This is a genomic window from Kribbella sp. NPDC004138 (genome assembly GCF_053603655.1).
Map to the genome: position 1 here is coordinate 234997 of NZ_JBSGFZ010000009.1, position 24679 is coordinate 259675.

At 68.8% G+C, this 24679-nt stretch carries 27 protein-coding genes; 15 read left to right on the forward strand and 12 right to left on the reverse strand.

The window, feature by feature from the left end; genetic code table 11:
• Positions 1–95: 95 nt before the first annotated feature.
• Both ACWEOO_RS15525 and ACWEOO_RS15530 read left to right on the forward strand, forming a co-directional pair.
• Positions 96–236, forward strand: coding sequence for a hypothetical protein (locus tag ACWEOO_RS15525; RefSeq protein ID WP_452143521.1), 141 nt, complete (start codon positions 96–98; stop codon positions 234–236).
• A gap of 86 nt (positions 237–322) precedes the next feature.
• The gene (locus tag ACWEOO_RS15530; protein WP_452143522.1) at positions 323–1495 is read left to right on the forward strand and encodes a DUF418 domain-containing protein; all 1173 of its coding nucleotides are present in this window, start codon (positions 323–325) and stop codon (positions 1493–1495) included.
• Here the strand turns inward: ACWEOO_RS15530 and ACWEOO_RS15535 are convergent.
• Positions 1483–1746, reverse strand: a complete 264-nt coding sequence (locus ACWEOO_RS15535; protein WP_359934655.1) for a hypothetical protein — start codon at positions 1744–1746, stop codon at positions 1483–1485. The two genes, ACWEOO_RS15530 and ACWEOO_RS15535, sit on opposite strands and share 13 nt — an antisense overlap.
• An 82-nt stretch (positions 1747–1828) precedes the next feature.
• On the opposite strand from ACWEOO_RS15535, the gene ACWEOO_RS15540 reads away from it, so the two are divergent.
• The 6 genes from ACWEOO_RS15540 (at position 1829) to ACWEOO_RS15565 (ending at position 7014) form a co-directional block, all read left to right on the forward strand.
• Positions 1829–2782 (forward strand): GlxA family transcriptional regulator, encoded by a 954-nt coding sequence (locus ACWEOO_RS15540; protein ID WP_359934656.1) that lies wholly within the window; start codon positions 1829–1831, stop codon positions 2780–2782.
• A complete protein-coding gene (locus tag ACWEOO_RS15545) occupies positions 2782–3198 on the forward strand; it encodes a GNAT family N-acetyltransferase (protein WP_452143523.1) in 417 nt (138 codons plus the stop codon). Before ACWEOO_RS15540 ends, ACWEOO_RS15545 begins: the two co-directional genes overlap by 1 nt.
• A 103-nt stretch (positions 3199–3301) precedes the next feature.
• Positions 3302–4372, forward strand: a complete 1071-nt coding sequence (locus ACWEOO_RS15550) for an acyltransferase family protein (protein WP_452143524.1) — start codon at positions 3302–3304, stop codon at positions 4370–4372.
• A gap of 58 nt (positions 4373–4430) precedes the next feature.
• On the forward strand, positions 4431–5126 hold the full coding sequence (locus ACWEOO_RS15555; RefSeq protein WP_452143525.1) for a PadR family transcriptional regulator: 696 nt from the start codon (positions 4431–4433) through the stop codon (positions 5124–5126).
• Between the two features lie 143 nt (positions 5127–5269).
• On the forward strand, positions 5270–6250 hold the full coding sequence (locus ACWEOO_RS15560) for an ATP-binding cassette domain-containing protein (protein WP_452143526.1): 981 nt from the start codon (positions 5270–5272) through the stop codon (positions 6248–6250).
• Positions 6247–7014: an ABC transporter permease gene (locus ACWEOO_RS15565; RefSeq protein WP_359934666.1), complete on the forward strand. Its 768-nt coding sequence runs from the start codon at positions 6247–6249 to the stop codon at positions 7012–7014. The genes ACWEOO_RS15560 and ACWEOO_RS15565 overlap by 4 nt, the downstream gene beginning before the upstream one ends.
• Here ACWEOO_RS15565 and ACWEOO_RS15570 read toward each other — a convergent pair.
• Entirely contained in the window at positions 7006–8064 is a 1059-nt protein-coding gene (locus ACWEOO_RS15570) for an adenosine deaminase (RefSeq protein ID WP_359934668.1), read from the reverse strand. The two genes, ACWEOO_RS15565 and ACWEOO_RS15570, sit on opposite strands and share 9 nt — an antisense overlap.
• Positions 8065–8209: 145 nt before the next feature.
• Between ACWEOO_RS15570 and ACWEOO_RS15575 the strand changes: the two genes are divergently transcribed.
• Genes ACWEOO_RS15575 through ACWEOO_RS15585 form a run of 3 tightly spaced genes read left to right on the forward strand, consistent with a single transcriptional unit; the run spans position 8210 to position 12961 of the window.
• Complete coding sequence (locus tag ACWEOO_RS15575) at positions 8210–9280, forward strand: PDDEXK nuclease domain-containing protein (RefSeq protein WP_452143527.1); 1071 nt, start codon at positions 8210–8212, stop codon at positions 9278–9280.
• Between the two features lie 50 nt (positions 9281–9330).
• Positions 9331–11187 (forward strand): ABC transporter ATP-binding protein, encoded by a 1857-nt coding sequence (locus ACWEOO_RS15580; RefSeq protein ID WP_452143528.1) that lies wholly within the window; start codon positions 9331–9333, stop codon positions 11185–11187.
• Entirely contained in the window at positions 11174–12961 is a 1788-nt protein-coding gene (locus ACWEOO_RS15585; RefSeq protein WP_359934672.1) for an ABC transporter ATP-binding protein, read from the forward strand. The genes ACWEOO_RS15580 and ACWEOO_RS15585 overlap by 14 nt, the downstream gene beginning before the upstream one ends.
• Here ACWEOO_RS15585 and ACWEOO_RS15590 read toward each other — a convergent pair.
• On the reverse strand, positions 12958–13425 hold the full coding sequence (locus tag ACWEOO_RS15590) for a nitroreductase family deazaflavin-dependent oxidoreductase (RefSeq protein WP_355693458.1): 468 nt from the start codon (positions 13423–13425) through the stop codon (positions 12958–12960). The two genes, ACWEOO_RS15585 and ACWEOO_RS15590, sit on opposite strands and share 4 nt — an antisense overlap.
• Before the next feature lie 111 nt (positions 13426–13536).
• Here ACWEOO_RS15590 and ACWEOO_RS15595 point away from each other — a divergent pair, with 111 nt between their 5' ends.
• On the forward strand, positions 13537–14223 hold the full coding sequence (locus tag ACWEOO_RS15595; RefSeq protein WP_452143529.1) for a TetR/AcrR family transcriptional regulator: 687 nt from the start codon (positions 13537–13539) through the stop codon (positions 14221–14223).
• Here ACWEOO_RS15595 and aat read toward each other — a convergent pair.
• Positions 14216–14881 carry a leucyl/phenylalanyl-tRNA--protein transferase gene (aat, locus tag ACWEOO_RS15600; protein ID WP_452143530.1) on the reverse strand — a complete coding sequence of 222 codons (666 nt, stop codon included), beginning with the start codon at positions 14879–14881 and terminating at the stop codon, positions 14216–14218. The genes ACWEOO_RS15595 and aat overlap by 8 nt on opposite strands.
• A 146-nt stretch (positions 14882–15027) precedes the next feature.
• Here aat and ACWEOO_RS15605 point away from each other — a divergent pair, with 146 nt between their 5' ends.
• A complete protein-coding gene (locus ACWEOO_RS15605) occupies positions 15028–15723 on the forward strand; it encodes an EcsC family protein (RefSeq protein ID WP_359934680.1) in 696 nt (231 codons plus the stop codon).
• The gene (locus ACWEOO_RS15610) at positions 15720–16106 is read left to right on the forward strand and encodes a VOC family protein (RefSeq protein ID WP_452143531.1); all 387 of its coding nucleotides are present in this window, start codon (positions 15720–15722) and stop codon (positions 16104–16106) included. The genes ACWEOO_RS15605 and ACWEOO_RS15610 overlap by 4 nt, the downstream gene beginning before the upstream one ends.
• On the opposite strand, the gene ACWEOO_RS15615 is transcribed toward ACWEOO_RS15610, so the two are convergent.
• Together ACWEOO_RS15615 and ACWEOO_RS15620 are read right to left on the reverse strand one after the other, a co-directional pair.
• Positions 16098–16943 (reverse strand): helix-turn-helix transcriptional regulator, encoded by an 846-nt coding sequence (locus ACWEOO_RS15615; RefSeq protein WP_452143532.1) that lies wholly within the window; start codon positions 16941–16943, stop codon positions 16098–16100. The genes ACWEOO_RS15610 and ACWEOO_RS15615 overlap by 9 nt on opposite strands.
• A gap of 42 nt (positions 16944–16985) precedes the next feature.
• On the reverse strand, positions 16986–17912 hold the full coding sequence (locus ACWEOO_RS15620; RefSeq protein ID WP_452143533.1) for a hydroxymethylglutaryl-CoA lyase: 927 nt from the start codon (positions 17910–17912) through the stop codon (positions 16986–16988).
• A gap of 62 nt (positions 17913–17974) precedes the next feature.
• On the opposite strand from ACWEOO_RS15620, the gene ACWEOO_RS15625 reads away from it, so the two are divergent.
• On the forward strand, positions 17975–18619 hold the full coding sequence (locus ACWEOO_RS15625; RefSeq protein ID WP_452143534.1) for a GNAT family N-acetyltransferase: 645 nt from the start codon (positions 17975–17977) through the stop codon (positions 18617–18619).
• A gap of 71 nt (positions 18620–18690) precedes the next feature.
• On the opposite strand, the gene ACWEOO_RS15630 is transcribed toward ACWEOO_RS15625, so the two are convergent.
• The 6 genes from ACWEOO_RS15630 to ACWEOO_RS15655 all read right to left on the reverse strand — a co-directional run bounded on the left by ACWEOO_RS15630 (position 18691) and on the right by ACWEOO_RS15655 (position 24415).
• Positions 18691–19467, reverse strand: a complete 777-nt coding sequence (locus ACWEOO_RS15630; RefSeq protein WP_452143535.1) for a metallophosphoesterase family protein — start codon at positions 19465–19467, stop codon at positions 18691–18693.
• Between the two features lie 90 nt (positions 19468–19557).
• Positions 19558–20901 carry a hypothetical protein gene (locus ACWEOO_RS15635; protein ID WP_452143536.1) on the reverse strand — a complete coding sequence of 448 codons (1344 nt, stop codon included), beginning with the start codon at positions 20899–20901 and terminating at the stop codon, positions 19558–19560.
• Between the two features lie 11 nt (positions 20902–20912).
• Entirely contained in the window at positions 20913–21701 is a 789-nt protein-coding gene (locus ACWEOO_RS15640; protein ID WP_452143537.1) for a hypothetical protein, read from the reverse strand.
• Positions 21702–21793: 92 nt separating this feature from the next.
• Entirely contained in the window at positions 21794–22603 is an 810-nt protein-coding gene (locus tag ACWEOO_RS15645) for an ABC transporter permease (protein WP_452143538.1), read from the reverse strand.
• On the reverse strand, positions 22596–23402 hold the full coding sequence (locus ACWEOO_RS15650) for an ABC transporter permease (protein WP_359934701.1): 807 nt from the start codon (positions 23400–23402) through the stop codon (positions 22596–22598). The genes ACWEOO_RS15645 and ACWEOO_RS15650 overlap by 8 nt, the downstream gene beginning before the upstream one ends.
• A complete protein-coding gene (locus tag ACWEOO_RS15655) occupies positions 23399–24415 on the reverse strand; it encodes an ABC transporter ATP-binding protein (protein WP_452143539.1) in 1017 nt (338 codons plus the stop codon). Before ACWEOO_RS15655 ends, ACWEOO_RS15650 begins: the two co-directional genes overlap by 4 nt.
• Positions 24416–24679 lie beyond the last annotated feature (264 nt).

Sequence of the window (24679 nt, forward strand, 5' to 3'; positions counted from 1 at the left end):
GTGTGCCTGACGCCAGGGACAGTTCCGGCGGATCACCCATGGAGGACGGTTGTGGGAGCCGGTAGTTTCGGTGGCAACCGAGTTGGGAGGCCCTGATGGGGTTCGTCAAGACAATGCTCAAGGGTGCTGTGGTGGCCAAGCTGATGCAGGTGTCCCAGCGGGAGCTCAGCAAGCCCGAGAATCAGCAGAAGATCAAGCAGGCGGTTCAGAAGGTTCAGCAGCGCCGCGCTCAGTGAGGTGGCTTGTGGGTAGAGCTAGCTCCACCCTCGAGGAGGATTCAGCGTGACTGCGTAGCCAGGGTTCTCCCTGATGTGCTGGGTGCATGAGCCAGGTACTCGATCGGACGCGCATTCAGGACATCGACGCGCTGCGTGGTTTCGCCCTCCTGGGCATCTTGGTCGTGAACATCACCTTCGCCGCCTCCGGGTTCCCGATCCATCTGGCGAAGGACCCGGCGTACGACTCGTGGCTCGACCACTCGGTCCACTGGCTGTCGTCGGCGTTCGTGGACATGAAGTTCTACCTGCTCTTCTCGTTCCTGTTCGGGTACAGCTTCCAGTTGCAGATGGAGGCGGCGCAGCGAGCGGGGGCCGCGTTCAAGCCGCGGATGCTGCGCCGGCTCGGCGGTCTGTTCGTACTCGGCGTCCTGCACGGCGTCTTCCTGATCACTGGCGACATCCTGAGCGTCTACGCGATCATCGGCCTGGTCCTGCTCGGCATGCGCCGGGTGAAGGACCGTACGGCGCTCCTGGTCGCGGCAGTCATCTACGCGTATCTGTTCCTCACCCTGGCGATCGCCGCACTCTTCGTCGACAGCACCCAGTTCATCGACCCCACCACAGCTTTAGCGGCCGCACAGGAGACCACTGCGAACCTGACGGGCTCGTTCAGTGACGTCATCGGCGAGCACGTCCGCGCGCTCCCGACGTACGGCCTGTCGCTGCTGACCGTTCAAGGCCCGACCACACTGGCCGCGTTCCTGATCGGCATGGTGGTCGGCCGGCGCCGGATGCTGCAGAACCTCTCCGGCAACGAGGCTGTGCTCCGGCTGATGCAGCTGGTCGGCTTCACCATCGGTATCTCGGGCGGTGTGTACTACGCCTCCGTCGGCGGCAACGGCGACACCGGCACCGTACTGATCAGCGTGCTCACCGCACCGTTCCTGACAGCCGCGTATGTCGCGACCCTGCTCCGGTTCATGCACTCCGACCGGGGGGAGGACGTCCGTGAACTCCTGGCTCCGGCCGGGCGCATGGCGCTGTCGAACTACCTGGGCCAGTCCGTGGCCACCATGCTGATCTTCACCGGCGTCGGCTTCGGCCTTGCAGGTCAGGTGTCTCCTCTGGAGACAGTCGGCTTCGCGGTCGGCATCTTCGTCCTGCAGGTGCTGCTGAGCCATGTCTGGCTCAGCAGCTTCCGCTATGGCCCCGTCGAGGGGGCGCTGCGGGCGGTCACCAACGGGACCGCCCCCAGGTGGCGCGTTCAGGCCGCGTGACGGCCGTGGTGCAGGCGGGCGGTGCGGATGGTGTGCACGGTCCCGCTGGTCGAAGCAGGCTTGTGGTTGAAGGGCTTGACCGTCGCGCCGAGCGCGAGCAGGTCGAGCTTGGTCCGGGCCAGGTCACGGTCGTCAGCGACCCAGGTGCCCTGCGGTCCGGCGGCCGGACCGGTCGAGTGGCGCCTGTTGCTGAACTCCAGAGCCGCGATCACGGCCAGCACGAGTACTACGAGAACGATGTATCCGGTCATGGCAGTAATCATTCTACCATTTAGATCCTGCCACTAGTGGCACTATTGACATAGTCCAACAAATTACTGCCATACTGGCTGGATGCTGCAGAAGATCGCCGTCGTCCTGATGGAGGACGTCGCCCTGTTCGAGTTCGGGGTGCTCGCCGAGGTCTTCGGCATCGATCGCACCGACGACGGAGTGCCGCCGTTCGACTTCAAGGTGTGCTCGACCACGCCGGGCGTCCCGATGGAGACCAGCTCGCACTCCCAGGTCGTCGCGCCGTACGGGCTGGAGGAGCTCGAGGACGCCGACCTGATCGGCATCCCGGCCACCACCTGGCGGCACGCGTACGACGAGCGGATCCTGGACGCGCTGCGGCGGGCCGACGCGCGGGGCGCGATCCTGCTGACGGTCTGCTCGGGCGCGTTCGTGCTCGGCGCGGCCGGACTGCTCGAGGACCGGGCCTGCACCACGCACTGGCGCTACATCGACAAGTTCCACGACCAGTTCCCGGCCGCGAAGCTCGACCCGGACGTGCTGTTCGTCGACGACGGCAACATCATCACCAGCGCCGGCACCGCGGCCGGCATCGACGCCGCGCTGCACCTGGTACGCCGCGAGCTCGGCAGCGCGGTCGCCACCCGGATCGCCCGCCGGATGGTGGTCCCGCCGCAGCGCGACGGCGGCCAGCGGCAGTACGTCGACGTACCGGTGCCGGAGTCGTCCGGGGAGAGCCTGCAGCCGGTCCTGGACTGGATGGTCGACAACCTGACCGTCGACCACACCGTGCCCGCACTGGCCCGGCGCGCGCAGATGTCCGAGCGCACGTTCGCGCGCCGCTTCGTCGCCGAGACCGGTACGACGCCACTCAAGTGGGTCACCACCCAGCGCGTTCTGCGCGCCCGGACGCTGCTCGAACAGACCCGGATGGGCATCGAGCAGATCGCCGCGGAATCAGGATTCGGGACGTCCGCCCTGCTGCGGCATCACTTCCGTAGGGTGGTGGGCGTGCCACCACAGGATTACCGCCGCACCTTCCAAACCGCCGGCTGATGGTTGGCTATCGCAACGCCACGCCGGCCGACGTCGACGCGGTCCTGGCGTTCTGGGCGACCGCGGCCGAGGATTCACACCGCCCGCCGGACTCCGCCGACGCCGTCCGCCGGTTGATCGACCGCGACCCGGAGGCGCTGATCCTCGCGACCGACGGCGAGACGGTCGTCGGCTCGGTCATCGTCGGCTGGGACGGCTGGCGCTGCCACCTGTACCGCCTGGCCGTCGCGCCGACCCATCGTCGCCAGGGCATCGGCCGCGAACTGGTCGCCCGGGCCGAGGCCCGTTTCACGTCGTACGGCGGCACCCGTGCGGACGCGATGGTGCTCGACGACAACGCCCAGGCGCACCGTGTCTGGGCGACCGCCGGCTACGCACTGCAGCCGGAATGGTCGCGTTGGGTCAAGCCGCTCTGACCCGCCCGGTGTGAGGAAGGCATCACCGGACCGATTTGCATCGCCACCCCCTGCTCTGCGTAAGGTCACAGGGGGGTAACAGCGATGGACAGATGGAGTGGTTGTGACGACGCCGGACCGCCCCCCGGGCAGGACCGCACGCCGGCTGAGCTGGGACGTGATGCGCGTCCTGGCGGTGCTGGCGGTGATGTTCACCCACACGACGTACATGGGTCCGTTCCTGCACCCTGAGCTCGGCCGGCCGCTCGGGCCGTACCCGTTCCAGGTCGGCGCCAGCATCCTGCTGGTGATCAGCGCGTACTTCGTCTGCGTGACGATCCGGAAGGGCTCGACGTACCGGTGGCTGTGGCGGCGGGCGTGCCGCGTGCTCCCGCCGTACTTGATCGCCGTCGTGTTCACCTATCTGGTCGTGGTGCTGCTCGCGCCCCGGAACTGGATCCTGCCGACGCCGCGCGACCTGTGGAGCAACCTCACACTGGCCGCCTCGTTCGACCCGGGCGTCAAGCTCATCGACGGTTCGTACTGGACGCTGCCGCTGCAGCTGATGGCGTTCGCCGCCGCGGCACTGCTCCGGCCGCGCGGCCTCGGGCAGCGGATCACCACACTGCTCTGGATCATGATCATCGCGCCGGTCGTCCTGCAGTGGAACGACCGCATCGGCCACAGCCCGCTCTGGGTGCAGCAGGCGTGGAACGGTCTCGGCCTGCATCGCCTGCAACTGTTCGCCATCGGCATCGCGATCTGGCTGTGGGCGCAGCGACGGATCGGCGTCGTCCACCTCGCCGCACTGCTCGTGGCGACCGTCTTCGCACAGCACGCACACACCGCTGACCTGCCGTCGTCCCTCGGTATCGGGGCGCTGCTGGTGCTCGTCGCACTGGCCGCCCGCGGCCCGGACTGGACGGTGTTCACCCGGCTCCGGCGGCCGATCCAGTTCCTGGCCCGGATCTCCTTCGGGCTCTACCTGCTCAACCAGGTGGTCGGATACCTGATCGCCTACCGCCTGATGGAGCTCGGCGCGGACCGGCTGCTGCAGGTCGCCGGCGCGATGATCGGCGTGATCGGGCTCGCCTGGCTGCTGACGAGGTACGTCGAGGAGCCGGCGTACCGGGCGCTGTCGGCGGTCCGGATCCGCAGCCTGGGCGCGCGGGCGTTCGCCTGGCTGACTACTTGACATCGGATACTCGTGAGCTAATACTCGATTTCGAGTAATCGAGATCGAGGAGGCCGGTATGGCGCGACGGAGAGTGGCGAACCCGCTCGCGTTCGCGGTGCTCGGCAGCCTCAGCGAGCGGCCGATGCATCCGTACGAGATCTCGACGATGCTCCGCGCCCGCGGCAAGGACCAGAGCATCAAGGTGAACTACGGCTCGCTGTACTCGATCGTCGCGTCGCTCGAGAAGCACGGCTTCATCGAGGCGCGGGAGACGGTCCGGGAAGGCAACCGGCCGGAGCGGACGATCTACCAGATCACCGACGCCGGCCAGGCCGAGTTCACCGACTGGCTGTCCGAGCTGCTGGGGACGCCGACGCGGGAGTTCCACCCGTTGGAGGCCGGGCTGTCGTACCTCCCCGGTCTGCAGCCGGAACGCGCCGTGGAGCTGCTCGAGCAGCGACTCGAGGCGATCGACACCGACATCGAGCAGACGATCGCGACGCACGAGCACATGGCCTCGATGGACTTCCCGCGGATCTTCTGGGTCGAGTCCGAGTTCCGGCTGGCGCTGCTGCGCGCGGAGTCGTCGTACATCCACCAGCTCGTCGACGAGATCCGCACGGACGAGCTGAGCGGCTCGCACTTCTGGCGGCAGGCGTGGAAGCACTATCTGGACGACGGCATCAGCCCGGCCGAGCAACTGAAGGATCCCGTCAAGTACTTCGGGCAGGACTTCGCCTGGATGAAGGCGATGCCACCGGAAGCAAGATAAGAGACGGCCCTCGACCCACGGTGCGGCAACACCAGGGTCAAGGGCCGCGGTTCCTCGAGTCGGTCCGAAGACCTGGCACCCAAGGGCACAACCATCAGGATAGCCAGCCCGGACCGGCTCCCCACCTACAAGGGAGTCACGTGATGGCTACGCATGCCCTCGAAGCGGCTGACCTGGTCAAGACGTACCCGGCCGGCCGGAAGAAACCCCCGCTCCGCGCGCTCGACGGTCTCACCGTCAACGTTCCGGAAGGCGTCGTCCTCGGCCTGCTCGGGCCCAACGGCGCCGGGAAGTCCACCACCGTCAAGATCCTCACCACGCTGTCCCGGGCGGACTCCGGCAGCGCCCGGGTCGCCGGGTACGACGTGAACCGCGAGCCGGACCAGGTACGGCACGCGATCGGGTACGTCCCGCAGAAGTCCAGCTCCGATCCGATGGCGACCGGGCTCGAGAACCTGGTGCTGAGCGGCCGCATCTTCGGCCTGTCCCGCCAGGACGCCGTGCAGCGCGCCCGTGACCTGCTGGAGCGGTTCGGGCTGTCCGACCACGGCGACCGCCCGGTACGGACGTACTCCGGCGGTATGCAGCGCAAGCTGGACGTCGCGCTCGGCCTGGTCCACCGGCCGAAGGTGCTGTTCCTGGACGAGCCGACCACCGGTCTCGACCCGGAGGCTCGCGCCGATCTGTGGAACGAAGTACTGCGGCTGTCCGGGCAGGAAGGCCTGACCGTGCTGCTGACCACGCACTACCTGGAGGAAGCCGACCGGCTGGCGGGACAGCTGGCGATCGTCGACCACGGCCGGATCGTTGCCGAAGGCACCCCCGAGGAGCTGAAGGCCGGGCTGCGTGGCGACTCGGTGCAGGTCGAGCTGGTCGATCCGGACACCGACGGGACGGTTCGTTCGCTGCTCGCGCAGTTGCCCGGGATCGACGAGGTCCTTGTCGAGGGCAACACTCTGCGCGCTCGCGTCGACCGCGGCGCCACCGCCGTACCGGAAGTGCTGGGAGCCCTTGAGGACAAGGCGATTCCGGTGGTCGCAGTCACGGTGTCGCGGCCGTCGCTGGACGACGTGTACCTGCAGCTCACCGGCCGTTCGTTCCGGGTGACGGAGGAGGCGGCATGATCGCGCACACGGGTCTTGTCTTCGGACGGTTCATGCGGGCCTCGTACCGGCAGCCGGCGTTGATCGCGTTCACGCTGGTGCAGCCGGCGATCTGGCTGCTGTTGTTCGGGCAGCTGTTCCAGGGCGTCGTCCACATCCCGGGCTTCGGCGACTCGTCGTACATCGCGTTCCTGACACCGGGGATCGTGATGATGACGGCGCTGATGACGAGCGGCTGGAGCGGTACGTCGTTCATCCAGGACATGGAGCGCGGCGTGATGGACCGGTTGCTCGCGTCACCGGTCAGCCGCGGCGGACTGATGGCCGGGCAGCTGCTCAGCAACGCGACGACCACGTTCATCCAGACGATCCTGGTGTTCGCGATCGGCATCGCCGCAGGCGCCCGGTACGACGGTGGGGCCGTCGGCTACCTGGTCACGATCGCCGCGTCGGTTCTCGTCGGCCTGGCGTTCGGGTCGCTGTCGAACGCGGTGGCGCTGCTCACCCGTCAGCAGGAGGCGCTGATCGGCATCTTCCAGTTCGTGTCGCTGCCGCTGACGTTCCTGTCGTCGATCATGATCGACCCGACGGTGGCGCCGCACTGGGTGAACGTCGCGGCCCGCTTCAACCCCGTCAACTGGGCCACCATCGCCGCCCGCCAGTCGCTGGCCGCCGACCCGGACTGGTCGTCGGTGGGCCGGTACAGCCTGTACCTGCTGGCCTTCACGCTGATCGTCGGCTGGCTCTCGACCCGGGCCTTCCGTACGTACCAGCGGTCAGTGTGAGGCGTACCAGGGCTTGATGACGTCGTCGATCAACGCGAGTCGCTCGTCGAACGGGATGAAGGCGGACTTCATCGCGTTGATCGCGAACCAGCGCAGGTCGTGCAGGCCGTACCCGAAGGCCTCCGCGAGCAGGGCGAGCTCGCGGCTCATCGACGTACCGCTCATCAGCCGGTTGTCGGTGTTCACCGTGACCCGGAAGCGGAGCTTGGCGAGCAGGCCGATCGGGTGGTCGGCGATCGACTCGGCCGCGCCGGTCTGCAGGTTGGAGCTCGGGCACATCTCCAGCGGGATCCGCCGGTCCCGGACGTACGCCGCGAGCCGCCCGAGCTCCGCCTTGTCGCCGTCGTGGGTGATGTCGTCGATGATCCGGACGCCGTGCCCGAGCCGGTCCGCGCCGCACCACTGGATCGCCTGCCAGATCGACGGCAGCCCGAACGCCTCGCCGGCGTGGATGGTGAAGTGCGCGTTCTCGCGCTGCAGGTACTCGAACGCGTCCAGGTGCCGGGTGGGCGGGAAGCCCGCCTCGGCGCCGGCGATGTCGAAGCCGACCACGCCCGCGTCGCGGTACGCGACCGACAGCTCGGCGATCTCCCGTGAGCGCGCCTTGTGCCGCATCGCGGTCAGCAGCTGCCGCGCCACGATCGGCCGCTCGGCCACCGACATCCCGTGCTCGAACCCTTCGCGGACCGCATCCACGACCTGTTCGAGGGTCAGGCCGCGGGTCAGGTGCTGCTCGGGCGCGTAGCGCACCTCGGCGTACACCACGCCGTCCGCCGCGAGGTCCTGCACGCACTCACTGGCGACCCGCGTGATCGCCTCGGCGGTCTGCATCACCGCGACCGTGTGGTCGAACGTCTCCAGATACCGCTCCAGCGACCCCGAGTCCGCCGACTCCACGAACCACGCACCCAGCTCGGCCGCGTCCGTCCGCGGCAGCTGATGCCCGATCTCGCGCGCCAGGTCCAGCACGGTCCCCGGCCGCAGCCCGCCGTCCAGATGGTCGTGCAACAAAACCTTCGGCGCCGCGTTCAACTCCTCAGGCGTGATCATGCGGCCATCTTCGCAGCCACTGCCCCGATCTGCCCCGATCTGCCCGGAGATGCGCCCGTTCCACCCGCCCGAAGGTCCTCATCTGCCCGGCGATGCCCCGGAATGGCCTTCGTGTCGCACAGGTCTCCGGCGAAAGCCTGTTGCCGTGAACGACAAGACCCCGCGCTTCGAGAGCGCCCCTGCCCGATCCTCACTTCCTGACTGGTACCCGGACCTGCTCGACAGGATCTCCACCCACGTGGCGACCGGCCACCGGCGAGCTGTCAGCGCCGCCAACCAAGAGATGCTGGTGAGTTACTGGTCGATCGGGCAGGAGATCCTGAAGAGACAACACGAAGAAGGGTGGGGCAGCAAGGTGATCGACCGGCTGTCCACCGACCTCAAGACCCGCTTCCCCGGCGCGACCGGGTATTCGCCGCGCAACCTCAAATACATGCGGGCCTTCGCTGCCGCCTGGCCGGACCCGGGATTTGTGCAACGCAGCATTGCACAATTGCCCTGGCGCCATCATGTGGCGTTGCTCGAGAAGCTCCACGACGCCGAGCTTCGGATCTGGTACGCCGCGGCTGCCGTTGAGCGCGGGTGGAGTCGCGACGTGCTCGCGTTGCACATCGACGCCCAGTTCCACGAGCGCGCCGGCAAGGCCGTCACCAACTTCGCCACCGCGATGCCGCCGGAGGAGTTCGACCTGGCGCAGCAGGCGACGCGCGACCCGTACCTGTTCGACTTCCTGGGCTCCACGGACGGCTGGCGGGAGCGAGAGCTCGAGCAGAAGCTGGTCGAGCACGTCGGGAAGTTCCTGCTGGAGCTCGGCCAAGGTTTCGCGTTCGTCGGCGAGCAGGTCCGGCTGGAACTGGACGGCGAGGAGTTCTTCTGCGACTTGCTCTTCTACCACCTGGAGCTGCGGTGCTACGTGGTGATCGAGCTGAAGGCGGTGAAGTTCAACGCCGCCTTCCTGGGCCAACTCGGCCTCTACATGGCGGTCATCGACGACGTGCTCGCGAAGGAAGGGGACAAGCCGACCATCGGTCTCCTGCTCTGCCGTAACAAGAACCAAGTCGTCGCGGAGTACGCGCTCAAAGGATTCAAGGCACCGATTGGGGTGGCGGAATGGACGGACGCGATCAACAAGTCGCTCCCCGACGAGTTCCGCTCCGCACTACCAACTGTTGCCGAACTGGAGGCCGAACTCGCCTCCACGCCGACTGAGGACTGATCCGGCAAACGTTCAAGACTTCTGTCGATGCGGGGTGTCATCGTGAGGAGATGGTGAGTCGGTTGCTGAGCCGTCCTGAGTGGCAGTTCTTCGGGGTGCTGCCGCGGGCCGATCGCGGGCTGGCCATCGCCTGGTGGGTGCTGCTGATCGCCCGCGGCGCACTGCCGGCGGTCTTTGCGATCGCGATGGGGCGGATGGTGGGTGCGGTGCAGCACAGCGCGGCGCTGGGCGGGCCGTTGGTGCTGATGGGTGCGACGTTCATCCTGATGCAGGTGCTGACACCGGTTCATCAGGCCGTCAGCGCCAACCTCGGCAGTCGCGTCTCGGCGTACCTGAACGACGAGCTCGCCAAGGCCTGTGTCGGGCCGCCGGGGATCGGGCATCTGGAGGATCCGGAGCTGAGCGAGGACCTGACCGTCGCGCGCGAGTTCGACCACGGCCAGACCGGTCCGCCGATGTATCTCAACGTCGACTTCGTCGCCGGCAGCCTGGTCGACCTCGTAGGCGGGGTCGCATCCGCGGTGGTGCTGTTCGGGTTCAGCTGGTGGGCGCCGCTGGTGCTGTTGGTCGCGTGGTCCGCGACGCATTGGCTGCTCCGGGAGAGCGGTGTCTGGAAGGACCGCAACACCGCCGAGGTGCGGTCGGCGCAGCGGCACGCCAACTACGCGTACGAGCTGGCGGTCGAGCCCGACGCGGCGAAGGAGCTGCGGCTGTTCGGTCTCGCCGACTGGACCGTACGGCGCTTCACCGAGCGACGCCGCCGCCTGTTCGAGCTGCAGTACGCCGCGACGCGCCTGCGGGAGCGCCCGATGATCTGGAGCCTGCTGATCATCGCGGTGGCCAACGGTCTCGTGTTCTGGTCGCTCGGCGCGGCGGCGATCGACGGACGGCTGCCGGTCGACCGTCTGGTGGTCTTCGCCCAGGTCGCGATCGGGGTCGGCATGATCGCGTTCGGCGGGCTGAACTGGGCGCTGGACGGAGCGGCCGCGCCGGTCGCCGCCGTCCACCGGCTGGAGCCCGCGATGGCACCGGCGGGCGCGCTGGCGCCTGGATCTCTGGCGCCTCGCTCTCCGACGCCCGGCACTCCGACGCCCGGCCCTCTGGCGCCTGGCTCGGAGGCGGGCGGTCGCGGCGCGGTCGGGATCGAGCTGGGCGGGCTCAGCTTCGGTTATCCACAAGGCGATCGGCAGGTGTTCGACGGGCTCGACCTGACCGTCCCGGCCGGTTCGTCGCTCGCCGTCGTCGGTCAGAACGGCGCCGGCAAGACCACGCTCGCCAAGCTCCTGTGCCGGTTGTACGACCCGGATTCCGGGACCATCCGGGTCGACGGAACGGATCTGCGGGACCTCGACGTCGACGCGTGGCGGACCCGCGTCGCCGCGGTCTTCCAGGACTTCCTCAAACTCGAGCTGTCGTTGCGTGACAACGTCGCACCGGCCGGCGCTCCCGACCACGACATCCGGGCCGCTCTCGCGGATGCCGGCGCCGCCGACCTGGCCGACCTCGACACCCGGCTGGCGACCGGGTACGGCGACGGCACCGATCTGTCCGGCGGACAGTGGCAACGCGTCGCGCTGGCACGGGCCCTGTGCGCCGTCCGGCAGGGCGCGGGTCTCGTACTGCTCGACGAACCGACCGCTCAGCTGGACGTTCGCGGCGAGGCGGCGATCTTCGACCGGATCCTGACCGCGACCCGCGACGTCACCACGATCCTCGTCTCGCACCGGTTCTCGACGGTGCGGCACGCCGACCGGATCTGCGTACTGGAGCACGGCCGCGTCGTCGAGCTCGGCAGTCACGACGAGCTGATGGCACTCGGCGGGCGGTACCGGACGATGTTCGACCTGCAGGCGCAACGCTTCACGGCCGAGGTAGACGAGGAAGGGCTCAGCTATGACACGCTCTGACGACCTGCCTCGCGCGTTGCCGGCGATGTGGCGGCTCTGCAAGCTGGGCTACCAGCACGAGCCGGGGCTGCTGGTCGCCGCCTTCGTGATGACGTTGCTGGCCGCCGTACCGGACGCCTTGCTGGCCTTGTGGCTGAAGATCCTCGCGGACGGTGTGCTGGCCGGGGATCGACGCGCGACTCTACTGGCCGCGAGCGGCCTGGCGGTGTCGGTGACCGCGACCTGGTTCCTGCGGACGTTGTCGACGCGGATCTCGCGCCGGTTCCGCGACCGCGTGACGATCATGCTGGAGGCGCACGTCGCTCGGCTGCAGGCGTCGGTCGCGACGGTGGAGCACCACGAGCGGCGTGACTACCTGGACCGGCTGGCCGTCCTGCGCAAGCAGGTCTTCGTGCTCGACCACATGTACATGTCGCTGTTCTCCACCTGCGGCTGGATCCTGCGGCTCGCGGTGACGGTCGCCCTGCTGATGTCGATCCATCCCTCCCTCGCGCTGCTGCTGGTGTTCGCCCTGCCGACGGTTGTCAGCTCCAGTTGGCGTCCGGGTGTCGAGCGCGAGGTCGAAGAGCGGTACTCCGCGCACTATCGCCTCGCCCAGCACCTGTTCAAGACCGCGACCACGGCCGCCCCCGGCAAGGAGGTCCGCGTCACCGGGATCGGCGCCGATCTCGTCGCGGGCCGTCGCCGCGAGTGGGAGCAGTGGTACCGGCCGATGGCCGCCGCGCGCTGGACCAGCGCCGTCTGGCACGGGATCGCGTGGGCGATCTTCGGTGCGGCGTACGTCGGCGCGGTGCTGTTCGTCGCGTCGGGTCTGAACGGCTCGGTCGGTGACGTGTTGCTGATCCTCGCGGCCGGTGCGCGGCTGTCGGCGTACGTCGGCGCGACCGTCGGCGAGATCGGGTTCCTGCGCGGCATCTGGCTGGACGGGTCGCGGCGGCTCGTCTGGCTGGAGAACTACGCGGCCTCGTTCGACAGCACGGCGGATCAGCCCGCCCCCGAGCGGCTCGTCGACGGCATCCGGCTGGACCATGTGTCCTTCTCGTACGCCGGCGCGTCGCGTCCCGCGCTGGAGGATGTCGACCTCGAGCTCCCGGCCGGCAAGGTGATCGCGGTCGTCGGCGAGAACGGCGCCGGCAAGTCCACGCTGGTGAAGCTGATCTGCAAGTTGTACGAGCCGAGCAGCGGCCAGGTGCTCCTGGACGGCCGGCCGCTGGCCCGGATCCCGGCCGAGGCCTGGCGGGCGAAGATCGCGGGGGCGTTCCAGGACTTCTTCCGGTTCGAGTTCCGCGCGGTGCACAGCGTCGGGCTCGGAGACCTCCCGCGCCTGGACGACGTACCGGCGGTCACCACCGCGGTGGGGCGGGCCGGCGCGGAGGACGTGCTGCAGCGGCTCGAGTCGGGGTTGGACACCCAGCTCGGGTCGACCTGGCCGGACGGAGCGGAGATCAGCTTCGGGCAGTGGCAGAAGCTGGCGCTGGCCCGCGGGTTCATGCGCGACCGGCCGCTGCTGCTGGTGCTCGACGAGCCGACCGCCGCGTTGGACGCCGAGACCGAGCATGCGCTCTTCGAGCGGTACGCCGAGGCGGCCCGCGACGGCACGGACGGCCGGATCACGATCCTGGTCTCACACCGGTTCTCGACGGTGCGGATGGCCGACCTGATCGTCGTCCTGGACGGCGCCCACGTCGTCGAGACCGGCACCCACGACGAGCTGATGGCCCTCGACGGTCACTACGCCGACCTGTACCGGATCCAGGCGGCCGCGTATCACTAGTTGATCTTGAAGACAGGGACGCCGGGCGCGATGTGGTGCAGGACCTCGTCGGGGGAGTTCTTCGAGACGTCGCCGCTGAAGAACGTGCCGACCTCCCACGCCCACTTCTTCAGGTACAGCCGCAGGGCGGGGATCTTGTCGGCGTCGGCGACCTCTTCGGCGTGGAACGTCTCCACCTTGCTCCCCAACTGCAGCCGGCCGGTGCCGCTGACCCGCAGGTTCTTCACCCACTGGGTGTGGCCGCGCGGGGCGACCAGGTAGCGCTGGCCGTCGATCACCAGCAGGTTCACCGGGGTACTGCGCCACTCGCCGGACTTGCGGCCCTGGACCGACAGCACCCGGCTGCCCATCAGGCTGAGACCGAGCTTCGTCAGCCGCGCGACGATCCGGTTGAAGACCCGCATGCTGCCCTCGGAGGCGGTGATCACGCGCTTGCTGTCGTAGGTCTGCTTGTACTCGGTCATGAGGGTTCCTTCGCAGGTTTCGAGAGCGGTGCTCTCTGTTGTGATCAGTGAACATCAGATCGCCGCTCACTGTCAAGAGCACTGCTCTCGGTTTTATGGCAGACTGACCGCATGAACGCCGGACGTACCGCCCGTGAACGTGCCCGGGCCGAGCTGACCGAGGAGATCAAGACGGCCGCCCGGCAGCAGCTGGCGACCGTCGGCGCCGAGGCGCTGTCGCTGCGGGCGGTCTCGCGGGAGCTCGGGATGGTGTCGTCGGCGCTCTACCGGTACTTCGCGAGCCGCGACGAGCTGCTGACCGCGCTCATCATCGACGCGTACGACGCTCTCGGCGAGGCGGCCGAGAACGCGGCCGGCGGCGACGACCTGGTCGAGGAATGGATGGCGATCTACGCGGCCGTCCGGAACTGGGCGCGGGCGCACCCGCACGAGTACGCGCTGATCTACGGGTCACCGATCAGCGGCTACAAGGCGCCTCAGACCACGGTCCAACCGGCGGCGCGGGTTCCTCTGTTGCTGCTGGGGTTGTTGCAGCGCGCCCACGCGACGGGCCGCCTGATCACACCGCCCGACGCACCTGAACCGTCCGGGCTGCTGGACCGGCAGGTGGAAGTGCTCGTCGAGCTCGCGCCTGAAGTCCCCCGCCCGGTGCTGCTCCGGACCATCATCGTGTGGACCCAGCTTTTCGGCATGCTCAGCTTCGAACTCTTCGGCCAGCTGGTCGGCACGATGGACCCGGCGGACGAGTTCTACGCGTCGGCCTCGCGGCAGATGGCAGCCTTCGTCGGGCTCAGGTGAACGCCTTCGGCAGCGGTACGTCGAGCGCTGCCGACACCCGGCGTACGTAGGTCTCCCGCGGGATCGAGACCGCGCCGAGGGTCGCCAGATGGTCGGTGACCCACTGGATGTCGAAGACCCGGTCGGCGGCGTACTCGTCGTTCAGCAGCTCGATCGTGCCCGCGACGGCGGCCTTCGAGCCGTCGGTTTGGTGGTGGAACATCGACTCGCCCGCGAACAGCCCGCCGATCGCGACGCCGTACAGCCCGCCGGCCAGCTCGTCGCCGTCCCAGGCCTCGACCGAGTGCACCCAGCCGAGCCGGTGCAGCTCGGTGTACGACGCGATGATGTCGCGGTCGATCCACGAACCCGGGCGGCGCGGATCCGCACACGCGCGGATCACCCGGTCGAACGCGGTGTCGACCCGGATCTCGAACTTGGCGCGCGCCCGGCGCATCGACCGCGACGGCTGGTACCCGTCGACCTCGATCACCCCACGATCGACCGGCGACCACCACAGCAGCGAGCTCCGGTGGTCCGGCATCGGGAACAGCCCCCGCCGGTACGCCGCCAGCACCGTGCCCGGCGCCAGGTCGGCACCCCCGGCCACGACGTCACTCCCGCCGGCCACCCCGACCGGCGGAAACTCCCACTGGGACGGAGCAGGTTCGATCGCCACAGCACCATCCTGGACCATGCGGATCCCCAGGCGATCCGCCACTAGGGGACACCAAGGGTTTGTCCCGAGTGGCGAGGGGCCGGGAGCCACGTACAGTTGAAGCACGTCCGGGTTCTGACGCGTGGGGCCGGGCGGGAAGGAGCACCGTGGCCGGAGTAGCCAGGTTCGTCGCCAGTAGTCTCGCGCCCGCCGCCCAGCGGTTCGCCCCGACGGCAGCGGGCGGCGTGTTGCGCCAGATCCTCGAGGTCGCGATCGACGGGTACCAGCGGTTCCCCGGCGCGGAGCGGATCGCGGACACCAAGCTGGAGCGTTGCGGCGGCGACGTCACGGACGCGATCGAGGCCGTAATCGACCAGCACATCCGGCTGGCCGGTGTGCAGGGGTTCGCCACCAGCATCGGCGGTCTCGTCACGCTGCCCGTAGCCCTGCCCGCGAACCTGACCGGCCTCGCGGTCGTCCAGTGCCGGATGGTCGCGGCGATCGCCCACCTGCGCGGGTACGACCTCGACGACCCGCGGGTCCGGACGGCGGTGATCACCTGCCTGCTCGGAGAGGAAGGCGTGACGGACCGGCTCCGTAAGGCGAGCCTGGTCTCGTCCCCGCTCGCCATCGCGACCGCCCCCGTCTTCGACCCGGAGCTGGATCGGCAGATCTCCGGCGAGGTCGTCGCGGAGCTGATCGGCCGGATCAGCGGCAAGCGGATGGCGTTGACCGTCACCCGGCGCGTGCCGTTCCTCGGCGGCGCGGTGGGCGCCGGCGTCGACGGCTGGTCGACGTACCGCGTCGGCCAGTTCGCGGACAAGAGCCTGGTCCGGCGCATCCGCCGCCCGATCGAGCAGTGACGGCGCCGTTCTGGGGGCCGACGCTCGACTGTCCGGATCCACTCGCGCTCGCTTCGTTCTACCAGTTGGTGGCCGGCGGTGAGCTGGCCGTCGTCACCGACTCGTTCGTCGAGCTGCGGTTCGACGCGTTCAGCCTCGGTTTCCAGCGGGACCTGAACTACCGCGCGCCGACCTGGCCCGACCCGCGAATCCCGCAGCAAGCGCACCTGGATTTCTCCGCCGAGGACCTGGACGCAGAGCAGGACCGCATCGTCGCCGCAGGAGCCACGCCAACCGAGGTCCAGCCGTCACCGGATACCTTTCGCGTGTTCCTGGACCCGGCCGGCCACCCGTTCTGCCTGACCACCTGGCGAACGCCCAGCGGCCCACCCGAATCACGCTGACTGGTCGACGGGTTCCCTCCGGGTGAGCGGAAGCCTGGCGCGGGTGTCCTCGTCCGCCGGCGACTCGACGTACAGGATCAGGTCGGGGTGCGCCGACACGGCCAGCTCCGTGATCGTGAAGTGCAGCTCGCCGGCGACCGGGTTCAGGATCCGGCGCTGGCGCGGCGTACAGTCCGCAACCTCGTGGCGTCCCCACAGCTGGGCGAACTCGGGGCAGATCGCTCGCAGCCGGTCGAGGTCGGTCTCCCAGTCCGGGTCGCCGACGTGTTCGCCGTACGCCGAGCGCAGCCGGCCGACCAGATACGGGACCTCGGTGTCGTAGTTGAGCAACTGCGCCCGCGCCGCGGGCTCGGTGACGATGCACCAGAGCAGGTTCTTGTGGATGCAGGGCAGCTGGTGCCAGTCGTGGAACAGGTCGTTGTACGCCCGGTTCGCGCGGACGATGTCGAAGCGCGTATTCGTGATCACCGCGGGCAGCGGGTCGAGCGCCTCCACGATCTCCTCGAACACGGCCTCACTCGCGCCGTCCGTCGTCCGCGGCAACCGCACCGGCGTCGCCTCCGCCAGCCGGTACAGATGCTCACGCTCGACCGGTGTGAGCCTCAGCGTGGACGCGACCGCATCCAGCACCTGCCCACTCACATTGATCGGCCGCCCCTGCTCGAGCCACGTGTACCAAGTCACACCCACCCCGGCCAGCTGCGCCAGCTCCTCCCGCCGCAACCCAGGCGTCCGTCGCCTCCCCCCACCCGGCAACCCAACATCCTCCGGCGCCACCCGCCCCCGCCGAACCTTCAAAAACTCTCCAAGCTCAACCCGCTGCCGCTGCCCACTCACCCACCCATCCTCACCCGCCCCACCGACAGTTCCCGACTCGCGTCAGCCGGCGAGGGCCTGGACTACGCGGCTTGGGGACGGTTTGGCTAGTTGGGTGGCCATCCAGGTGCTGGTGGTGACGAGTTTCTCGAGGTCGACGCCGGTTTCGATGCCGAGGCCGTCGAGTTGCCAGAGGAGGTCCTCGGTGGCGAGGTTGCCCGTCGCGCTCTCGGCGTACGGGCAGCCGCCCAGGCCGCCGGCGGAGCTGTCGACCGTGGTCACGCCCTCACGGAGCGCGGTGAGCGTGTTGGCGAGCGCTTGACCGTATGTGTCGTGGAAGTGCACCGCGAGCTTGTCCACACCGACCGCGGCCGCACCGAACGCCCCGATGAGTGCGACCACCTGGCCCGGTGTTGCGACACCGATCGTGTCGCCCAGCGACAACTCGTGGCACCCGAGGTCGGCCAGCCGTGCGCCGACCTTGACCACCTGGTCGATCGGCACGTCGCCCTCCCACGGATCGCCGTAACACATCGACACGTACCCGCGCACCGCCAGACCCTCGGCGAGCGCCCGCTGGATCGTCGGCGTGAACATCGCGAACTGGTCGTCGAGTGTGGAGTTGAGGTTCTTCGCCGCGAACGTCTCGGTCGCGCTCGCGAAGATCGCGATCTCCCGGACCCCGGCCGCGAGTGCACGGTCGAGGCCGCGCTCGTTCGGCACCAGGACCGGCGCGCGGACCCCCTCCGGCAGCTCCAGCTGGTCGAGCAACTCGGCGGCGTCGGCCAGCTGGGGGACCCACTTCGGGTGCACGAAACTCGTCGTCTCGACCGTCGTCAGCCCCGCCTCGACCAGCCGCCGGATGAACTCGGCCTTGACCGCGACGTCGACGACCGCCGACTCGTTCTGCAACCCGTCCCGCGGCCCGACCTCGTAGATGGTGACCCGCTCGGGCAGTCCCTCGGCCTTCACCAGCTGCGGTTTGCGCATCCTGCTGCCTCCTCGGAGGGCGTCGTCGAGCGTGCCCCGGGATCTCCGCGACAATGCTCCTGATGACATCTCTTGCTGCCATTCTGCGGGGCGTCGAGCGCGGCGTGTTCCCACCCCCGGATCTCGGGCTCACCGTCGTCCCCGCGCCGTCGCACCGAGAGTCGTGCGTGGTCGCCTTCACGGGCCACATCGTCATCGCCGCGGACGTCGATCCGGAATGGGTCGCGCAGCGAATCCCTGCCGGGGATCTGTCCGCGCCGACGAACCCGCCGTTCCTCGCGGCGCTCGAGGAGTTCACCGGCCGCCGGGTCAACGCGATCGACGCGATGCTGCTCGCCCCGGCCCTCGCCGACCCGGCCGAGCGCGCCGCGGCGACGGCCGGGCTGACCGAACTCGCGGACCACGACCACCCGCGGGTCGAACGCGCCTGGCGGTACCGCGACGACGTCCGGGTGTACGCCGATGCGTACGGCGGGCTCGTGGTGACCGGCCGCGGCCTGGCCGGGCGGCTGGAGTGCGCGATCGAGGTGCCACCGGACGCCCGCGGTCACGGGTACGGCCGACGGCTCGCGGCGGCCGCGCGGGCCTTGATCGCGCCGGACGCGTCGATCTGGGCCCAGGTCACACCAGGCAACGCCGCGTCGCTGCGCACCTTCCTCGCGGCCGGCTACAAGCCTGTGGGATCCGAAGCCCTGCTGGTGAAGTGACCAGCGGGTGAACGAGTCGTTGCTGAAAGCACCCAATGCACAGCTGTGGATAACCCTGGGGACAACCGCGTTCAGGCCGGTCGGCGGTGGTATCGGGGATCGCGGCCGGCGTAGAAGGTCGTGCGGTAGACACCGCGGATGATCTCCGCCTCGTAGCCGTCGAGCTCCGGCATCCCGAGGTCGCGCGCGATCGCCAGCTCGGCGTGCGCGTCGTACGGAACCCGGACGAACTGGATCGAGTACGGCGCCGGGTCGGGTGAGCCCAGGACCCCTTCGAGGATCACGTATCCGGGCGTCGGGTCACCGAGGCTGTTGCCGACCGAGCCGGTGTTGAAGAGCGTCCGCCCGCGGTCCTCCTCGTAGAACGGGTCGTGGATGTCGGCGTACCCAACGATCACCGGCAGCGGCCCGTCCCCGGTCGCCGGCGTGTTCTCGAAGAAGCTCGCGTACTGCGCTTCGTCGTGATCGAACACGATCCGGTGGTGAACGCTCGTCGACGAGGCGTGGAACAACCGCACCTGCCGCCCACTCAGCAGGAAGTCATGGCAGAACGGCAGCCCGCGCAACCAGGCCCACTGGTCCTCCCGCAACTCGTTCTTCCACCACCGCAGCCCTTCGCTGTCCTCGGACCGCTCGGGATCGGGCAGGAAGTCGTCCCAGTTCCCGAGGATGTTCACCTCGCAGACCTCGCGACACCGATCCACCACAGCCTGCCCGCGCGGCCCCTTCCCCACGTAGTCGCCGAGGTTGAACACCCGCCCGATCCCGCGCTCCCCAAGATCCGCCAGCACCGCCTCCAACGCCGTCAGGTTCCCGTGCACATCCGAAATCAGCGCGATCCGATCCACACGGCCATGCTTTCATCCGCCCGGACCGCACGCGCCTCGAGCAACGGGCGACGCAAGCCTGAGTGCTGTGCGGACCGCATGCCGTCGGAGTCACCAGCCGCCGGAGGGACCGGCGTCTCCGGTAGTGGCGCCGGCCGGGACCTTGGGGCTGGGGTGTGGCGCGGACGGGTGGGTCCGGCCGCCGGCGTTTCGGCTGTTCGCGCGACCGCCGCCGGATGGACGGCTGCCACTCGATCGGGGCATGGAGGCCCCAGAACTGCCGCCGCCCGCTTCTCCCGCAGAGTGCGCCGCCGCCCCCGCGAAGGCTCCGGCAGCCTTGCGCGCCGCGGCAGCAGCAACACCCGCCGGCCCCAGCGCCGCACCACCCGCAGCCTTCGCCCCAGTGGTCGCCGCCCCGGTCGCCCCAGCTCCCGACGCACCAGCCCCGGATGCTCCCGCGCCACTGGACGACGCCGCACTGTGTCCGCTCCCCTGCGCGCCGCCGGATGAGCCGACGTTGATCGCGCCGCTCGGTAACGAGCTCATGTCAGGACCTGTACTGCCCATACCTGCCGCGCCGCCCGCGACAGCCGCGGTGACCGGCACCGCGAGGCGGAGAAGGGCCGGCAGGGCGAGGATCGCGAGGAGCATCATCATCAAGGCGGTGAGCGACTTCATCAGACCGGTGTCAGAGCCGAGCATCTGGTCGTCCTTCAGCTTGATGGCGGCCGCGTAGATGAGAGCCGCGGCCGGCTTGTAGGCGATGAAACCCAGGGTCCACGCGCAGTACTTCTTCAACCAGGCTCTGCCGACCTCGGTGTTGGTCGCCGCCGCCGCGAGAGGCAGCGTCGCACCGAGCAGCACCAGGATCGCCGATCGAATCAGCATCAACACGATCTGGATCAGTGACGCCCACGCCGCCATCTGCCCGAGGAGTATCAGCATCAGAGCGGACGTGATCCCCGAACCACCGCCGTAGTCGGACGGGCTGATCATCATGGTCCGGATCGTCGACGAGAACGATTCGCCTCCGATGGCGGCGTTCACGACCTTGACGGCGAAGTCGTCCGACGCGGTGATCAGGAGCTGGATCGCGGCCGTCCCGGCTCCGGAGACGACGATGAAGGTCAGTAGCGCCTTGAGCAACTCCTGGAGCGGCTTCGCTCGTTGCTCCCACGCCATCCGCATTCCGGCGATGACGATCGCAACGGTGAGGATCCCGAGGGTCAGCTTGAGCGTCTGACCGTGCACGAACGCGACAGTATTGGTGTCGGTCCAGGTATGGCCATCGTCGGTGCTGGTGGCGAGCTGGACCGGGCTCTTCGGCTTGACCCAGAAGGTCGCCAGCGAATTCAGGATCGTGGAGAAGAATTCCGTCGAGGTCCGATTGGCGGTGTCGATCCAACTGCTGGCGACGGACTGGACGCCGTCCACCACGTGGCACTTCATGTCCATCGGTGAGCACATCAGATACCACTCCACTTCACGAAGTCGCCGAGGTCGCGGTGTTGGGAGAAGGGGGCGCCGACGGGCTCGCCGGGTGGCGGGGGCTGGAGGCGCCAGTCGCCGTTGTGCCAGACCAGCGTCAGGTTGGCGCTCATGTACACGGCCTCGACGGGCATCGCGAGCATGACGGTCACGCGGTCCTGGCCGGCGTCGATGATCCGGTAGCCGGCGACCTGGACGGTCGAGGGGTCGCCCGAGGGTTCCGTCGTGACGACCTGGCGGAGCAGGCTGTCGGTCGCCGTCCCCGGGACCATCAGCTTCTTCACCGTCGGGATGAGCTTGCTCTGGTCCGCGATGGCCGCGATCGCGTTGTACGCCGCGTAGACCGCGCCGGTCGGCGAGTGCGCGAAGCAGTGCCGGAAGCCGTCGGTGTCGGTCTTGCCCGGCCCGTACCTCGAGGAGCGCGGCACGATGACGCGTCGGCTGACGTCCCAGCCGTCGGCCGTGGGCGCCGTCGACGGAAGACCTTGGTCACCCGCGGGAAGGCCGCAGACGCTCGTCTGCCCCTGGCTCTTTGCGCCGCTGGACTCGGGCGCCGGCGCGCCTGACGTGGCAGGTGCGGATGCCGGATCGTCGGTGGGCTGAGCCGAGGACGCGGCGACCGGCTGGGCCGCGGCGCTCGCCGGAGTGGCGTCGTGCCCGCCCGCGAAGATGATCACGACGCCGCAGATCAGCACCGCGCCGACGACGATGCAGGCCGCGATGAATCCGGCGCCGTACGGCGACTTCTCGTCCTGGTCCTTGCTCATCCGACTCCCCGTTCCGTTGGTTCACAACCTCACGGATCAAGGCTCGCAAAAATCGCCGGACCGCCGCGGAAGTTATCCACAGGCCCGAAGAGTCAGCTCCCGGGGCTCGTGTATCTCGGCATCATCTTGGTGAAGAAGGAGTAGCCCAGGACGAAGACCACGGCGCCGGCGAGCGGGGAGAGGAAGGTCAGCCAGGTGGGAAGCGGGACGTCGGCGGTGCGGCCGAGGAGGACGGTCGCCGGGAGGAAGGAGATGAAGGCCATCGGGACGAGCGTGCAGAAGGCGTAGAAGATGCCCCGGCCGAACATGGTCAGCGGGTAGCCGGAGAACTGGGTGATCGAGGTGTCGGCGAAGATCCGGAGGGAGAACGTGGAGGTGGCGACGAAGGAGAGGCCGCAGAAGAAGGTCTGGATGCCGGTTTCGACCAGGCCGCCGCCGACGACCGCGAGCAGCAGGTAGACGACTTTCGCCCCGGTCCAGTCGATCGGCGCCTGCCAGCCGAAGATGATCAGCGCGCCCGCGCCCAGCAACGCATCGCCGAGCGACATCAGCGGGAACCACCGCGTGACCAGCTGCAGGAACGGGTTCACCGGGCGCAACAGGACCCGGTCGAACTCGCCGTCGCGGACCATCTCGTCGAGCAACCGCAGCGATCCGAACGGGACGACGTACAAGGCGTGCGACGCGAGCCGCATCGCGAACACGAACGCGACCTCGGGGAAACCCCAGCCCCCGATCAGACCGAACTTCCCGAGGAGGACACCGAGGAACAGCAACTGCGTGCCCTGGTAGGCGACCCCGCCCATCAGCGTCGTCCAGAAGTTCACGCGGTACTGCAGCTGCGCCCGCAACGCGGCGCGTTCGAGGATGACGTACTGGCGGAGCCACGTCTGCTCAGCCACCCTGCACCACCACCCGGTAGCGCGCTCGCCGCCACACCAGCTCGAGTACAACGACCAGCACGGCCACCCACGCGAGCTGTACGGCGACCAACGCCAGCGCCTCGCCGCCGCGCGTCTGACCGAGATAGATCGACACGGGTGTGTACACCTGCGCCTGGAACGGTAGCCATTCGACCGACGCCCGCAACCACCCGGGCATGAACCACAACGGAATCAACGACCCCGAGAGGAACGCGCTCCCGAACCGGTACACGATCAACGGCCCACTGACCTCGAACGTCCAGAACGTCACCATCGACACGATCAGGTTGCACAGCATCGCGACCACGACGCCGCCGACCGTCGCGACGACCGAGAGGAGTCCCGCAGCCCATCCGGGCGGAACCGTCAGCGCACCGAGGACCGCGGCGGCCGCGAGGCCGATCGCGCCGAGCGGCAGCCGACCGAGCAGTACGCCGAGATTCTGCCCGAAGACCTGCCACATCAGGCCGAGCGGCCGCGTCAGGTCGGTCGCGATCTGCCCGTTGCGGATCCGCATCGGCAACGACGAGAACTGCCAAGGAAGGAGCACCGATTGCAGGCAGGCCGCAATCGCCGCATAGGCAACCGCCGTCCCGGCGTCGATGCCGCCGACCGGCCCGCGCCCGGAGTACACGATCCGCCAGACCGCGATCGCGAGGACGACCTGGATGACCAGCGTGACCGCGCCGGTGATCAGGTCGCCGCGGTAGATCAGGACGGATCGCGTCCCGGCACGGGTCATCCCGCGGAACGCCCTGAGCTGCGTCGCCGTAGTCACGTCAGCAAGCCGTCGTACAGCTGCGAGATCACATCGGTCAGCCGTGGATCGACGATGGACAGCTCGTCCACCTCGTACACCTGCGACGCCCGCGCGATCAGCTCGGGCGTGGTGATCTCGCGCGGGTCGAAACGCAGGACGACGCTGCGGTCCGGGTACGGGAGGACGGTGCCGACGGCGCCGGCGTCGACCTCGGTCGCGAACGGGATGTCGGCGACGCGGCGGATGCTGCGTTCGGCCAGCGTGAGGACGAGGAAGCGGTATGGCATGAAGCGTTCCTTCAGACGGGACAGGTCACCGTCGTACAGAACCGTGCCCGAGTCGATCACGATGATGCGCTGGCAGAGCCGCTCAACGTCGTCCATGTCGTGCGTGGTCAGCACCACCGTCGTACCGGCGGACCGGTTGGTCTCGGCGATGAACTCGGTCAGCCGGGCCTTCGCCACGACGTCCAGACCGACGGTCGGCTCGTCCAGGAAGAGGATCGACGGTTCGTGCAGCATGGCGGCGACCAGATCGCCGCGCATCCGCTGGCCGAGCGACAGCGAGCGGACCGGCGTGTCCAGAAAGTCGGACAGGTCGAGCAGTTCGGTGAAGAGGCCGACGCGCTTGCGGTACGTCGATCGATCGAGGTCGTAGAGATCCGCGAGGACCTCGAACGAGTCCCGGAGGGGAAGGTCGTACCAGAGCTGGGTTCGCTGGCCGAACACGACGCCGATGTTGCGGGCGTTCCGGGCGCGGTCCCGGGACGGCTCCAGTCCGGCGACCCGGCAGACGCCGGAGGTCGGGGTGAGGATCCCGGTGAGCATCTTGATCGTCGTCGACTTGCCGGCGCCGTTCGGCCCGAGGTACCCGACGAGCTCGCCGGGCTCGACCTCGAAGTTCACCCCGTTCACCGCGCGGGTGATGTCGCGCTGCGTGCTGAACAGCGCCCGCAGCCGCGGCAACCGGCCTTCCAGGACGGCCGGTCTACTGAACTCCTTGACCAGCTCGGCCGCTTCGATCACCGCCATGCGTACCCTCCCCAGCGAGCGCGTCCGGTCATCCTCCCACCGTTCCGGCGGCGACGCAGGTTGTATTTCACCGTTCTAGACCAGATGCGCCGCAGAGCGTCCGTTACGCTCAGAAGACTTACGATTAGGGGTCGATCTGTAGCCGAGAGGTCACCCCGTGTAGCGAAGTGACCTAGTCAGCTAATAGAGTCCGCGCATGACCATCGCGCCTTCGCTTTGCTCGCCCCTAGCGCTCGCCGATGCAGAACCCACTCGCGCTGCCGA

Bases quoted from the DNA above. Each gene is read 5' to 3' on its own strand.
- ACWEOO_RS15620 (WP_452143533.1), bottom strand. From the start codon at position 17,912: ATGCGCAAACCGCAGCTGGTGAAGGCCGAGGGACTGCCCGAGCGGGTC.
- ACWEOO_RS15560 (WP_452143526.1), top strand. From the start codon at position 5,270: ATGGCTACGCATGCCCTCGAAGCGGCTGACCTGGTCAAGACGTACCCG.
- ACWEOO_RS15545 (WP_452143523.1), top strand. From the start codon at position 2,782: ATGGTTGGCTATCGCAACGCCACGCCGGCCGACGTCGACGCGGTCCTG.
- ACWEOO_RS15555 (WP_452143525.1), top strand. From the start codon at position 4,431: ATGGCGCGACGGAGAGTGGCGAACCCGCTCGCGTTCGCGGTGCTCGGC.
- ACWEOO_RS15525 (WP_452143521.1), top strand. From the start codon at position 96: ATGGGGTTCGTCAAGACAATGCTCAAGGGTGCTGTGGTGGCCAAGCTG.
- ACWEOO_RS15590 (WP_355693458.1), bottom strand. From the start codon at position 13,425: ATGACCGAGTACAAGCAGACCTACGACAGCAAGCGCGTGATCACCGCC.
- ACWEOO_RS15585 (WP_359934672.1), top strand. From the start codon at position 11,174: ATGACACGCTCTGACGACCTGCCTCGCGCGTTGCCGGCGATGTGGCGG.
- ACWEOO_RS15530 (WP_452143522.1), top strand. From the start codon at position 323: ATGAGCCAGGTACTCGATCGGACGCGCATTCAGGACATCGACGCGCTG.
- ACWEOO_RS15655 (WP_452143539.1), bottom strand. From the start codon at position 24,415: ATGGCGGTGATCGAAGCGGCCGAGCTGGTCAAGGAGTTCAGTAGACCG.
- ACWEOO_RS15570 (WP_359934668.1), bottom strand. From the start codon at position 8,064: ATGATCACGCCTGAGGAGTTGAACGCGGCGCCGAAGGTTTTGTTGCAC.
- ACWEOO_RS15535 (WP_359934655.1), bottom strand. From the start codon at position 1,746: ATGACCGGATACATCGTTCTCGTAGTACTCGTGCTGGCCGTGATCGCG.
- ACWEOO_RS15625 (WP_452143534.1), top strand. From the start codon at position 17,975: ATGACATCTCTTGCTGCCATTCTGCGGGGCGTCGAGCGCGGCGTGTTC.
- ACWEOO_RS15580 (WP_452143528.1), top strand. From the start codon at position 9,331: ATGGTGAGTCGGTTGCTGAGCCGTCCTGAGTGGCAGTTCTTCGGGGTG.
- ACWEOO_RS15635 (WP_452143536.1), bottom strand. From the start codon at position 20,901: ATGGACATGAAGTGCCACGTGGTGGACGGCGTCCAGTCCGTCGCCAGC.
- ACWEOO_RS15540 (WP_359934656.1), top strand. From the start codon at position 1,829: ATGCTGCAGAAGATCGCCGTCGTCCTGATGGAGGACGTCGCCCTGTTC.
- ACWEOO_RS15595 (WP_452143529.1), top strand. From the start codon at position 13,537: ATGAACGCCGGACGTACCGCCCGTGAACGTGCCCGGGCCGAGCTGACC.
- ACWEOO_RS15640 (WP_452143537.1), bottom strand. From the start codon at position 21,701: ATGAGCAAGGACCAGGACGAGAAGTCGCCGTACGGCGCCGGATTCATC.
- ACWEOO_RS15565 (WP_359934666.1), top strand. From the start codon at position 6,247: ATGATCGCGCACACGGGTCTTGTCTTCGGACGGTTCATGCGGGCCTCG.